This is a genomic window from Micromonospora sp. DT44, assembly GCF_049841635.1.
Classification (GTDB): Bacteria; Actinomycetota; Actinomycetes; order Mycobacteriales; family Micromonosporaceae; genus Micromonospora.
The window spans coordinates 48,780-61,031 of the sequence record NZ_JBNCKS010000020.1; the positions used below are offsets into that span (position 1 = coordinate 48,780).

At 74.9% G+C, this 12,252-nt stretch carries 11 protein-coding genes; 7 read left to right on the top strand and 4 right to left on the bottom strand.

The window, feature by feature from the left end; genetic code table 11:
• Positions 1 to 131 precede the first annotated feature (131 nt).
• The gene (locus ACLQ25_RS13980; protein ID WP_425731296.1) at positions 132 to 1,196 is read left to right on the top strand and encodes an NAD-dependent epimerase/dehydratase family protein; all 1,065 of its coding nucleotides are present in this window, start codon (positions 132 to 134) and stop codon (positions 1,194 to 1,196) included.
• A 546-nt stretch (positions 1,197 to 1,742) separates the two neighbouring features.
• Here the strand turns inward: ACLQ25_RS13980 and ACLQ25_RS13985 are convergent.
• Positions 1,743 to 3,131 (bottom strand): hypothetical protein, encoded by a 1,389-nt coding sequence (locus ACLQ25_RS13985; RefSeq protein ID WP_425731297.1) that lies wholly within the window; start codon positions 3,129 to 3,131, stop codon positions 1,743 to 1,745.
• Between the two features lie 145 nt (positions 3,132 to 3,276).
• Here ACLQ25_RS13985 and ACLQ25_RS13990 point away from each other — a divergent pair, with 145 nt between their 5' ends.
• The 3 genes from ACLQ25_RS13990 to ACLQ25_RS14000 are packed head-to-tail and all read left to right on the top strand — an operon-like array spanning position 3,277 to position 5,359.
• Entirely contained in the window at positions 3,277 to 3,951 is a 675-nt protein-coding gene (locus ACLQ25_RS13990; RefSeq protein ID WP_425731298.1) for a glycosyltransferase family 2 protein, read from the top strand.
• Positions 3,948 to 4,628 carry a TIGR04282 family arsenosugar biosynthesis glycosyltransferase gene (locus ACLQ25_RS13995; protein ID WP_425731299.1) on the top strand — a complete coding sequence of 227 codons (681 nt, stop codon included), beginning with the start codon at positions 3,948 to 3,950 and terminating at the stop codon, positions 4,626 to 4,628. Before ACLQ25_RS13990 ends, ACLQ25_RS13995 begins: the two co-directional genes overlap by 4 nt.
• Positions 4,625 to 5,359 carry a class I SAM-dependent methyltransferase gene (locus ACLQ25_RS14000; protein WP_425731300.1) on the top strand — a complete coding sequence of 245 codons (735 nt, stop codon included), beginning with the start codon at positions 4,625 to 4,627 and terminating at the stop codon, positions 5,357 to 5,359. The genes ACLQ25_RS13995 and ACLQ25_RS14000 overlap by 4 nt, the downstream gene beginning before the upstream one ends.
• Positions 5,360 to 5,370: 11 nt before the next feature.
• Here the strand turns inward: ACLQ25_RS14000 and ACLQ25_RS14005 are convergent, their stop codons facing one another.
• The 3 genes from ACLQ25_RS14005 to ACLQ25_RS14015 form a co-directional block, all read right to left on the bottom strand.
• Positions 5,371 to 6,384, bottom strand: coding sequence for a sensor histidine kinase (locus tag ACLQ25_RS14005; protein WP_425731301.1), 1,014 nt, complete (start codon positions 6,382 to 6,384; stop codon positions 5,371 to 5,373).
• A complete protein-coding gene (locus ACLQ25_RS14010; RefSeq protein ID WP_425731302.1) occupies positions 6,377 to 7,069 on the bottom strand; it encodes a response regulator transcription factor in 693 nt (230 codons plus the stop codon). Before ACLQ25_RS14010 ends, ACLQ25_RS14005 begins: the two co-directional genes overlap by 8 nt.
• A gap of 108 nt (positions 7,070 to 7,177) precedes the next feature.
• Positions 7,178 to 8,134: an ArsR/SmtB family transcription factor gene (locus tag ACLQ25_RS14015; RefSeq protein ID WP_425731303.1), complete on the bottom strand. Its 957-nt coding sequence runs from the start codon at positions 8,132 to 8,134 to the stop codon at positions 7,178 to 7,180.
• Positions 8,135 to 8,273: 139 nt separating this feature from the next.
• Here ACLQ25_RS14015 and ACLQ25_RS14020 point away from each other — a divergent pair, with 139 nt between their 5' ends.
• The 3 genes from ACLQ25_RS14020 to ACLQ25_RS14030 all read left to right on the top strand — a co-directional run bounded on the left by ACLQ25_RS14020 (position 8,274) and on the right by ACLQ25_RS14030 (position 12,250).
• Positions 8,274 to 8,753 (top strand): hypothetical protein, encoded by a 480-nt coding sequence (locus ACLQ25_RS14020; RefSeq protein ID WP_425731304.1) that lies wholly within the window; start codon positions 8,274 to 8,276, stop codon positions 8,751 to 8,753.
• A gap of 102 nt (positions 8,754 to 8,855) precedes the next feature.
• Positions 8,856 to 11,609 (top strand): Hsp70 family protein, encoded by a 2,754-nt coding sequence (locus ACLQ25_RS14025; RefSeq protein ID WP_425731305.1) that lies wholly within the window; start codon positions 8,856 to 8,858, stop codon positions 11,607 to 11,609.
• A gap of 68 nt (positions 11,610 to 11,677) precedes the next feature.
• Positions 11,678 to 12,250 carry a nucleosidase gene (locus ACLQ25_RS14030; RefSeq protein ID WP_425731306.1) on the top strand — a complete coding sequence of 191 codons (573 nt, stop codon included), beginning with the start codon at positions 11,678 to 11,680 and terminating at the stop codon, positions 12,248 to 12,250.
• Positions 12,251 to 12,252: the final 2 nt, after the last annotated feature.

Sequence of the window (12,252 nt, forward strand, 5' to 3'; positions counted from 1 at the left end):
TACGACACAACGGGGTTTACCGCATTACCGAACGCTTACCGGGCCACCGCGGCCCGCCGAGCTGTTGCGAAGTCCTTACGGCTGCGCCGAACCGGCCCGTCGGACGCCCGACCGGCCCTACCGTGTGCGACATGCGCGTACTGGTCACCGGCGCGGCCGGGTTCATCGGGTCGCAGGTCGTCGACCTGCTCGTCGAGCAGGGCCACGAGGTGGTGGCGCTGGACGCGCTCCTGCCCCAGGCGCACGGCGGGGAGCTGCCTGCCTGGTCACGTGAGCACCAGGTGGTGCGCGGCGACGTCCGTGACGGTGCCCTGCTGGATCGCCTGCTGCCCGGTGTGGACGCGGTCTGTCACCAGGCGGCGATGGTCGGCCACGGCCTGGACCCGTCGGACGGCCCCGACTACGTCACCCACAACGACTACGGCACGGCCGTGCTGCTGGCCGCCCTGCACCGGGCGGGAATCGGCCGCCTGGTCCTGGCCAGCTCGATGGTGGTGTACGGCGAGGGGCGCTACGCCTGCCCCGAGCACGCCACGGTGCGCCCCGCGCCACGGCGACCCGAGGACGTGGCGGCCGGCCGGTACGACCCGACGTGCCCCCACTGTGGTCGGGGACTCGACCCGGTGCTCGTGCCCGAGGACGCGCCGCTGGAGCCGCGCAGCACGTACGCCGCCAGCAAGCTCGCGCAGGAACACCTGGCCGCCGCCTGGGCCCGACAGACCGGTGGGACGGTGTGGGCGCTGCGCTACCACAACGTCTACGGCCCTCGCATGCCCCGCGACACCCCGTACGCCGGAATAGCGTCCATCTTCCGGTCGGCGCTGGCGGCCGGGATGGCCCCGCGCGTGCTGGAGGACGGCCGGCAACGGCGGGACTTCGTGCACGTCACCGACGTGGCGCGGGCCAACCTGCTGGCGCTCAGCAGCGACCTGCCACCGGCCACCCTCGTACCGGTGAACGTGTGCTCGGGCGAGCCGCACACCGTCGGGGAGCTGGCGGTCGCCCTGGCCGAGGCGATGGGCGGACCGGCCCCGCAGGTCGTGGGCGGTGCCCGCGCGGCCGACGTGCGGCACGTGGTCGCCGATCCACGCCGTGCCGCGGAACTGCTCGGCTACACCGCCCGGGTCGGCTTCGCCGACGGCGTGGCCGGCTTCGCCACCGACCCGCTCCGCGAACCAGCCGCCGTGGCCGGCTGACCGCCCCGCGCCGCTCCGCTGCCCTGCCGCCCCGCTGCCCCGCTGCGCCGCCGCCCCGCCGCCCCGCTGTCCTGCTGCCCCGCCGCCCCGCCGCCCCGCCGCCCCGCTGCCCCGCTGCGCCGCTCGCCGTCCGCCGCCGGACCTCCGACGTCCGCTAGCAGCCGCCCCGAAAGTCGCTGCCGTGCCCGGCCGAACGGCGTGCCGGGATCGGATCGAGTCGGCCAGCGTCAGGTCGCGGCGCTCGCGGTAGCCGCCGGGGCGGTACCCCCAGTGAGGGTGATGACTGTGAGGCATCAAGATGCCGCACAGTCATCACGCTCAACGGGGTGACCGGTCCCTGCGTTGGCCGTGGCCCGGCGTGCCGGATGGTCGCCCGCCAATGCCCGCCAATGCCCGCCAATGCCCTGCGTGGCCATGCGCCCGCGCGGGTCCGTTGTCCAATCGCACTCCTCCTCACCGCTCGCGCCGTGCCGCTCGCGCTCCCCCCGTGCCGCCCGTTGCTGCGCCGCTCGCCGTCCGTGTTGCGTGTGATCGCGCGGCAGGTGGTCAGGAGACCGTCCAGAGCAGGTGGTTGACGGCCAGCGCGGTGAGCGCCTGCGCGGCCAGCCACCAGCGCCGTGAGGTCACCGGGAGATGGGCGGTGGCGACCAGCAGCCAGCCGACGAACGGCAGCCAGATCCGCTCCACCTCGGCCTTGCTCAGCCCGGACAGGTCCGCGCCGAGGACCGCCACCAGGGCCGCCAGCGGTAGCAGCACCGTGGGGCCGGCTGCGCGTACTCCTGCTGCCGTAGGCAGGGCCAACCGCCCGGCGGCCCGCCAGCCGGGCGCGGCCGCCAGCGCGCGGCGCAGGGCCGGCCCCAGGACCGGACCGGCGCTGAGCAGCAGCGCGGCCAGGTTGGCCCACACCCAGTAGGCGTACGGGCGGTCGGCGGCCCAGCCCTGGTAGTACCGCTCGACGACGAGGTGGTACCCGTCCCACCAGCGGAAACCCGCCGCGACGAACACCGCCGTCACGGCGGCGACGCCGACGGCGGCGGCGAGCAGCGCGCCCAGGCGGTGGGTACGGCGCAGCGCGACCACGGTCAGCGCGAGCACACCCACGAGGAGGAACCCGTACGACAGGTGCAGCGCGAAGCCGAGCACCGCCCCACCGGCCAGGGCGGCCACGCGGCCCCGGACCGCCAGCAGCGCCAGACCTGCCGCGACCACGGCGGCGAAGATGCCGTCGGCCGAGGCGCCCACCCAGACGGCCCCCGGCAGCAGCACCAGGAAGGGCAGGACCGCGCGGGCCGCGTCGGGCGCGCCGAGCGCGCGCAGCGTCACCGGCACCGACACCGCGATCGTGGCGCCGAGCAGGACGCAGGCCAGCGCGGCGGCCGTGCCTCCGCCGAGGCCGACGCGGTCCAGCCAGACGAAGAGGAGCAGCGCGCCCGGCGGGTGGCCCGCGGTGTGGGTGGACCAGGAGTCGGGTTGGAAGTCCACGATCCGGCTGGTGAATCCGGCCAGCATCGTCGGGATGTCGGTCACGCCGGGAACCTCGTGCAGGTACTCGGCCTGCGGGGTGAGCCGTCGGGTCAGCCCCGCCGACCAGCCGTCGACCAGGGCCAACGACATCGTCCAGGCCACCGCCGTCAGCCACGCGGCAGCCAGCAGGCGGCCCCAACGAGCGGTGCGGGCCCACCGGGCGCCCCAGCCCACCACCGCGACCGCCACCACCAGCGCGGCCGGGCTGCCCCAGCCGACGTGTGGCCGCCACGTCGCGTACAGCGGAGCGGCGTCCGCGTGCAGGCCGACGCCGCGCGCGTTGAGCAGGGCCCCCACCAGCACGGCGACGCCGAGCAGCGCCGCCTCCAGCCCCAGCACGAGGAGGTCCCCGGCGTGGCGGCGAGTCGGGGTCCGCCCGGGGGCGGTGGCGTAAGCGGTGGTCGAGGCCATGACCACCGGACGGTACGGCGACAGCCCACGCTCGCGCTCGCCAATCGGCGGCCCGTCACCGGACGGTAAGAAATGCCCGGGCGGTAAGGGTTCGGTAAGCACATTCCGGCCTCCGCCGGGCGGGCGTCGCCCTAGCGTCGGCGGTATGGCGACTGAGATCGACGTGGTGCTGCCCTGCCTGGACGAGGCAGCCGCCCTGCCGGGTGTGCTCACCGCGCTGCCGCCCGGCTACCGGGCCATCGTGGTGGACAACGGTTCCCGGGACGGCTCGCCCGAGGTGGCCGTCCGGCACGGCGCCCGGGTGGTGCACGAACCCCGACGCGGCTACGGCGCGGCGGTGCACGCCGGCCTGGAGGCCGCCGACGCCGAGCTGGTGTGCGTCCTCGACGCCGACGGGTCGTTCGACCCCGCCGAGCTGCCGGCCCTGGTCGCACCCGTGTCCGCCGGTACGGCCGACCTCAGCGTGGGTCGGCGTCGGCCGGTCGGGGCGGGAGTGTGGCCGTGGCACGCCCGTGCCGGCACGGCGCTGGTCGCAGCGTTGCTGCGCCGTCGGGGCGTACCATTGCGGGACCTCAGCCCGATCCGGGTGGCCCGCCGTCAGGCGCTGCTCGACCTCGGTGTCACCGACCGGGCCTTCGGCTACCCCCTCGAACTGCTGATCCGGGCCGCCGCCGCCGGCTGGCGCATCCACGAGACGGACGTCACCTACGCGCCCCGGGCCGCCGGCACGCGGTCCAAGGTCTCCGGTTCGGTGCGGGGCACCCTGCGTGCCACCCGCGACTTCGCCGGTGTGCTGCGGACCGTGGACGGCTCTCGGTGACCGTCCTGCTGGTGGTCGCCAAGGCACCGGTCGCCGGGGCGGTGAAGACGAGGCTCTGCCCACCGGTCACGCCGGCCCAGGCGGCCCGGATCGCCGCCGCCGCGCTGCGCGACACCCTCGACGCCGTCCGCGCCACCCCCGGTGTCACTCCCGTGCTGGCCTGGTCGGGTCGGCTGGCCGAGGCGGAGGACGCCGACGCGTTGACCGCCGCGCTGGACGGCTGGTCGGTGCTGGAGCAGCGCGGCACCGGGCTCGGCGAGCGGCTCGCCAACGCGTACGCCGAGGTCGCTGCCGCGTACCCCGGACGGCCGGTGGTGCAGATCGGGATGGACACCCCGCAGGTGACGCCGGGCCGGCTGGCCGCGGCGGTGGCGGGGCTGCGTGCCTCCGACGCGGTGCTCGGTCGGGCGCACGACGGCGGCTGGTGGTCGTTGGGGCTTCGCGACCCCCGGCACGCCCGGGTGTTGCGGGACGTTGCCATGTCGACGCCCGACACCGGCCGCGACACGTGGGCGGCCCTGACCGGGCGTGGCCTGCGGACCGTGCCGCTGCCGGTCCTGCGGGACGTCGACAAGTGGTCCGACGCCCTCGCGGTGGCCGTCGAGGTTCCCGGTGGACGCTTCGCCCGCCAGGTCGCGGCGGTCCGCCTCACCCTGCTGCCGGAGGGCCGACGGTGAACCCCGTCGACACCGCCCCGGTCAAGGCCGCGCCGCCGGTACGGTCGCCGTCCGGGCCGACGCCGCTTCGGGGGTACGACGGATCCGGCGACCCTTTCGCCGCCGCGCTCGCCGCCGACCGCGTGGCCCTGCGGCGGTGGCTGGTGCACGGCGACGGTGTCCGTAGCCGGCTCCCGGTGGACCGCTGGCACGGCACGGCCGAGTCGGCGGTCACCGGCCTCGTCGCCCGCTGTGGCGGCCCGACGCTCGACCTCGGGTGCGGGCCGGGCCGGCTCACCGTGGCGCTGACCCGGGCCGGCCTGACCGCGGTCGGCGTGGACGTCTCGCCGACGGCGGTGCGGCTCACCCGCGCCCGTGGCGCGGTCGCGGTGCACGGCGACCTGTTCGGGCCGCTGCCCGCCGAGGGTCGGTGGGCGCACGCGGTGCTGATCGACGGGAACATCGGCATCGGCGGCGAGCCGGTGGCGCTGCTGCGCCGTTGCCGGGACCTGCTCGCACCGGGTGGCACGGTCCTGGTCGAGCTGGAGCCGCCCGGCGCGGGGTCGTGGCAGGGCCAGGCCCGGGTGGCCGCCGAGCAGCGGGCCGGCCGGGTGCTGCTCGGCCCGGTGTTCCGCTGGGCCCGGGTCGACGTGCACGCCGTGCACGCGGTCGCCGACGCCGCCGGCCTGTCGGTTCGGGACGTGTTCCGGCAGGGGCGGCGCTGGTTCGGTGAGCTGCGGGCGAACCGCTGAGAGGGCGGGCGTCAGGCCGCCGGCAGGCGCACCACGAACCGGCACCCACCGCCGATGTTCTGCACGTCCACCCGGCCGCCGTGCGCCTCGACCAGTCCGCGTACGATCGCCAGCCCCAGCCCGCCGGAACCCTCGCCGCCGGGGCGGGGCGTGCGAGCCGGCTCGCCCCGGAACGCGACGTCGAACAGTCGGGGCAGGTCGTCCTCGGGGATGCCGCCGCAGGTGTCGGCGATCGCCAGCCAGGCGGAGTCGCGTTCAGATCCGGCGTCCACCCGCACCGTGCCGTCGCTCGGCGTGTAGTGCACCGCGTTGAGCAGCAGGTTGCCCACCACCCGGGCCAGCTCGGGTTCGCTGGCCAGCACGGTGGGCCAACCCGACTCGGCGGCCTCCAGCCGGATGCGCCGGGCCTTCGCCAGGGGCGCGGTGCCGGCGAGGGCGTCGGAGACGACCTCACCCAGTGGCACCGCCGACAGGGTCAGGCGCAGCGCGCCGGCGTTGATCCGGGACAGCTCGAACAGGTCGTCGACGAGACGGGTCATCCGATCGGTCTGCACACGGATCCGCCGGTGGTACTCGGCGACCGTCGCCGGGTCGTCGACCACCCGGTCCTCCAGCGCCTCGGCCATCGCCCGCAGGCCGGCCAGCGGCGTCCGCAGGTCGTGCGACACCCAGGCGACCAGGTCCCGGCGGCCCTTCTCAACCCGGCGCTCCCGCTCCCGGGCCTGGGCCGCCCAGACCGCCGCCACGGCCAGTCGACGCCCGAAGTACCAGCCCACGCCGAGGCTCACCACCGCCGCCGCGGCGACCGTGAGCAGGACGACCTGGAGGTCGTGCGGGGACAGGAACATCGCCTGGGCGACCACCACCACCCCGGCCACCACGGCCACCACGGTGACGGTGAGCAGGACGCACACGTGCACGGTGATCGACCGGTGCCGCAGCAGCCGCAGGGTCAGCGCGCCCAGCAGGCCCACGCCGAGCGCGGCCGCGAGCGCCGCCCCGAAGATCAGCGCCAGGTCACGCATCGGCCGGCTCGTACCGGTAGCCGACGCCCCAGACCGTGACGATGCGTCGCGGCTCGGCCGGGTCGTCCTCGATCTTCTCCCGTAACCGGCGGACGTGCACCGTCACCGTGGACTGGTCGCCGAAGTTCCACCCCCACACGCGTTCCAGCAGCTCGGTGCGTTTGAACGCCCGGGTCGGGTGTCGCATCAGGTGCGCCAGCAGGTCGAACTCGCGCAGCGTCAGGGCCAGCTCGCGGCCGTGCAGGCGGGCGATTCGTGGCCCGGTGGCCACTTCCAGCCCCGCGTCGACCAGCAGTTCGGCCGCCGGCGCGGCCGGCTCACCGGCACGGCGCAGCACCGAACCGACCCGCAGCACCAGCTCCCGCGGCGAGAAGGGCTTACTCAGGTAGTCGTCGGCGCCGAGTTGCAGCCCGAGCACCCGGTCCGCCTCGTCGCCGCGGGCCGTCAGCATGATGATGGGTACGCCGTCCGGCCGCTCCCGCAGTCGCCGGCACACCTGCAACCCGTCCAGTCCGGGAAGCATCAGGTCCAGCACGACCAGGTGCGGCGGCCGGTCCTGGACGGCCTCCAGGGCGGCCAGCCCGTCCGCGACATGACTCACCTCGTACCCGGCGTGTTCCAGGTAGCGGCAGACCACGTCGCTGACCGTCCGGTCGTCGTCGACCACGAGCACCCGCTGCGCCACCGGTCACCTCCCCGCGGCCAGCCTAGCCAGGGCCGATGCGGCCGGCGATTCCGCAGATCTTGTGGTCTCCTTACGTTCCGTACCCCGAGCGCCTGGACCTGCGGCCTCTCACCACTCGCGGCCCCGCAACATGGCCCGACCGAGCGGAGTGACACGGTGACGCACCGACTGGCCGGTCCGCCTGGTGACGGCGAGGCCCGTGGTGCGCAGGGCGGTGGCGTGCCCGGAGGCCGAGGCCACGCTGATCCCGAGTGTCGCCGCGAGGCCGCTTGTGGTGCGCTCGGTGGTCAACGCACGCAGGACGTTGGCCCGGGTCGCCCCGAGGAGGCGGTCGAGTGCCTCCTGGCACCCGGCCGGCTGATCGGCGTGTCTCCGGCCCCCGGTGGGCATGGGATAGACAAGCGTGGTGTGTCTCCAGGGCAGGGCCAGACCGGGGCGGGTCCAGACCGACGGCATCAGCCGCAGTCCCTGCCCGCCGAGATCGACGTCCGCGTCGAACGGCCCGTCGACCTCCAGGACCGGCGTGCGCCATCGGATCATCGGGTGCAGCGAGTTCAGCGTCGCCGCCGCTCCCTCGGCGGTGAGCTGCCGGGCCCGGCGTTCCAGCTCGCGTACGGCGGCGGCGCGGATTCCCGGCCAGAGCGGCTCCAGGACGTGCTCGTGGTAGGTGCGGAGAACCTGGCCAAGGTGCTCCACCGCGGCGACCCGGCCGCGGCCGAGGTCCTGGACCCAGGACGATGGCCCCTGGGTGGCACACGGCAGCGCGGCCAGTTCGGCGCGCAGGCGAGCGGGCGGCGTTGACTGGACGGTGTCGAGCGCTTCGTCGAGGGAACCGGCGCCGTCGGGGGTGAGGAAGTCCGGGATGCCGCCGTGCGCCGGTACGAGGTCCAGCAGTTGGCGTGCCGAGGGTGGGACGGGCCCGGTGCGCTCGGCCTGCCAGAGCTGACGGAACCCGCTGGACGGCTGTTGCAGTGCCTGCGCGCTGACGGCCAGTTCGCAGTACGGGCCCGGGAGGGCGAAGGTCAGTCGGGAAAGGTCCTCGACCCCAAACCGTATCCGGATCACCAGCATCCACCAGCCCGCGCAGCGTCAGAGGTCGATGTTCTCCCGCCGCCTTTGCGAGGTCAAGAGCTTTCAACGAGGGCCGAATAGCTTGCCGCCCCAGCCCTGCTGACTACGTTTGGCCTGGTCGAAGGAGGACGACATGCGACTACGACAGATTCTGGCTGGTGCCACCCTCACGCTCGGCCTCGTCTCCGCGATCGCCGTGGCACCGGCGCAGGCGGCGCGGTCCGCGCTGCCCCCCGATCCAGAGGACGAGTGGAACTACGCGACGCCGGGCAGCCCACCCTCGGACCTGATCTGCGCGACCCATAAGCAGGACAACGTGAACGCGAAGGGCTGCCTGAGGTTGTACGGCGATCAGTGGTGGTCGGTGAACGTCCGCGGTGAGCACATGTACATCGTCTGGCAGAACAAGCTCTGGAACGGCGCGAGTTGGGTCCTCTATCGCGAGGGGACCTGTTTCAACGATCTCGGCACCGGTAGATGGGGTGTGTGCAACAAGGACTACTACGAGAACAGCTCCGTCAACGCGTACGGATACAAGGGTTCTGAACTCATCTTCCAGGTGTGCTCCGCTCTGGGCTGCTCGGCGCCGGTGCGGGAGTCCAACAGACAGTGAGCTGCTCGTCGGCCTCCTGCCGGGCCGAGTGATCAGCGCCTCGGCGCGGGCTGCGTACGATGCGGGGCTGAGTTCCCTCGTCGCGGCGGAGGTATCGGGCAGATGGCAGGCCAGCACGAGGGTTTCGCCCTCGGCGTCGACCTCGGCACGTCCAACACGGTAGCCGTGCTGCGCTGGCCGGACGGTCGGACCCGTCCGGTGCTGATGGACGGTCAGCCGGTCAGCCCGTCGGCCGTGTACGCCGACCCGGACGGCACGCTGCACGTCGGCTGGGACGCCCGGCGGCTGGCGCAGGCCGATCCGGCCCGCTTCGAGGCGAACCCGAAGCGTCGGGTGGACGAGCCGACCGTACTGCTCGGTGACCGGTCGTACCCGCCGGCGGAGTTGCTCGCCGCCGTGCTGGCGGCGGTCGCCCGGGCCGCGGTGGGTGCGGTCGGCTTCCTCCCTCCGGCCGTGCTCACCTGCCCGGCGGCCTGGGACGAGTCACGGCGGCAGGTGCTCGCCGACGCGCTGTTACGGGCCGGGTGGCCGCAGGCGGCCGAGCACACGCTCGCGGGGCCGACGCCACCGGGCACGCGTCTGCTGCGCGAGCCGGTGGCCGCTGCCCGCTACTACACCCAGGTCCTGCACCGGCCGGTGCCGGTCGGTGGCGCGATCGCGGTGTTCGACTTCGGTGGCGGGACGCTCGACGTCGCGGTGTTGCGCAACGAGGGCGCCGACCCGTGGGGTGACTCCGGTTTCCGGGTGGTCGCCGACGGCGGTCTGCCCGACCTGGGCGGCCTCGACCTGGACGCGGCGCTGGTGCGGCGGGTCGGCGAGCTGCTGGGCGAGCGGCACGCCCGGCGGTGGGCGCGCCTGGCCCGCCCGTCAGACCCGGCGCAGCGCCGCGACCAGGTCCGGCTGTGGGACGAGGTACGCGGCGCGAAGGAGACGCTGTCCCGATCCACGGTGGCGCCGGTCGCGGTGCCCGGGGTGGCCGAGGCGGTGCGGTTGACGCGCGACGACGTCGAGCGGGTGGCGGCGCCGCTGTTGCGTCGTGCCGTGGAGCGGGCCCGGGAGGTGATCGCCGCGGCCGGCCTGCGCCCCGACCAGCTCGCCGGGCTGTTCCTGGTGGGCGGCTCCTCGCGGATTCCGCTGGTGGCACGAATGCTGCACGCCGAGCTGGGAGTGGCGCCGACGGTGCTGGACCAGCCCGAGCTACCGGTGGCCGAGGGCGCGCTGACGGACCTCCCGCTGCGCCGAGCGCTGCCGGCGTACGCGGGCCCGCAGGCCGCCCCGCAGGCCTCGCCGGCTGGCCCGTCCGCGCCGGCTGAGGCGTCGCCCGTGCCGGCCCCGGCCGGTCCGTCGCCCGTGCCGGCCCCGGTCAGTCCGCCGGCCGCGCCGGTTGCGGCGGAGAACGCGCCGACCGTGCCGTCGCAACCCGGGCCGGCGTCGGCCATCCCCCCGAGCGGGGCGGGCGCCACCCCGACGCCCACCCCGCCCATCCCGAGCGGCGGTACGACCTGGCGGCGGGCCCGGTGGGTGGTGCTCGGGGCGGTACTCGCCCTGGCCGGGGTGGCCACCGCGGCGACGCTCTACCTGTTGCGGGACCGCTATCCGGACCTGGAGTTCGGACCGTTGCGCGAGCTGTCGAGGCCGTCGGCCGGCGCCGCGCGGCCCAGCGGCATGTGGACCGCGGTGCTCGGCGACCGGGCCTATCTCGGGTACCCGCTGCCGGACGACCGGCTGGAGCTGGTCGCCGTGGACACCGGCACCGGCGACGAGCTGTGGCGCAGGCAGACCGGCGTCACCGCCGACGACTGGACCGGCCTCGTCGCCGTACCGGGGGCGGTTGTCGTTCTCGCGGACGCGCCGGGCGACAGCACTCCGCGTGAACTGGCCGTCCTGGACGCCCGTTCTGGCGCCCAGCGCTGGCACCGGGCGGTCCGCGGCGACGACGACGTCTACTTCTCCGACGACACCGCCGTGCTGGTGGACCGGGCCGCCGGGCGGTTGGTCGGCCTGAAGCTGGGCGACGGCACCGACAAGTGGAGCAGGCCCAACCCGCGTGACCAGTACGGCGGGGTGCGTACCGTCGTCCGGCCGTTGGGCACCGACGCGGCGGCGGGCGGGCCGGCCTTCCTCGGCGGCGCTGCCCGCGACCCGTGGACGGGCAAGGGGCGACGACTCGTGCAGATCGGGGCGGACCGCTCGGCGCGACTGCTCGACATGTCCTCCGGCTCGGTGCTGCGCGAGTGGGGAAATGTGGCCGACCTCGACGACCTGGTGGTGGCGCACGAGGACCGCCTCTTCGTGGCCCCGACCGACGGCGGGTACCAGGTGCTGGCGTACGACCTGGATTCCGACGCGGCGCCGGTGGTTGTCTACCGGGCCGAGAACGCGGAGTACCGGCCGAAGGCGCTGGTGGCCTGCGGCGAGCGGCGGGCCTGTCTGGTGCAGGTACGCAACAGCGACGCCGAGCACACCGAGGTGGTGGCGGCGACCGAGGGGAAGGCGGCGATCTCCTGGTCGGCGCCGGGCGCGACCGACCTGGTGCCGGTCGGCGAGCAGGTGCTCACCCAACGGGAGTACCCGAAGGCGACGGTCAGCCTCTTCGACACGGCCGGCAAGGCGGTACTGACCGACCGCCCCGGCGTGGCGGCCCGACTGGACGCCGGCAACCTGCTCGTCTTCGCCGAGCCGACCAGCACGGTGGCGGACAGCCGGAGCGTGGCCGGCGTGTGGGCCGAGTCGGGCGACGTCGACGAGTTGGGCCAACTCGTCGACGTGCGCAGCGCGTCCTGCTCGTGGAACACACGGGTGATCGCGTGCGGCGCGGACAAGGACTTCGTGCTGTACCGGTTCGCCGACGACTGACCGCCGGCCGGACGGATGCCGGTCGAGTGCGGAGCGGATCCGTGGACGGCGGCCCGTACGATGCTCCGGTGAATCTCCGGGGTGTCGTACGTGCCGATCGTCCGCTGGTGGTGCTCGCCGTCGGGGAGGAGGCCCGCTACCTCCCGGCGGAGCTGCCGGTGCTGCTCACCGGCATGGGCAAGGTCAACGCCGCCAGCGCGGTCGCGGCGGTGCTGGCCGCCGGCCCGCGTCCCAGCCTGCTGCTCAACCTGGGTACGGCCGGCGCGCTGCGCCCGGGGTGGACGGGTATCCACGAGGTCGCCACCGTGCTCCAGCACGACCTGGACACGGCTCTGTTGCGTACCCTCACCGGTCAGACCTACGGCGCGCCGCTCGCGCTGGCCGCCGAGGGCGCGGTGCTGGCCACCGGTGACACCTTCGTGGCCGACGACGACGCGCGGGACCGGCTGGCGCAGCGCGCCGACCTGGTGGACATGGAGGGGTACGCGGTGGCCTGGGCCGCCGCGCAGGCCGGGGTGCCGTGCCGCCTCGTCAAGCAGGTCAGCGACGAGGCGGGCGACGGCGCTGCCCGGACGTGGCGAGAGTCGGTGGACGCCTGTGCCCGGGACCTCGCCGACTGGGCCGGTTCGCACCTTGCCTGACC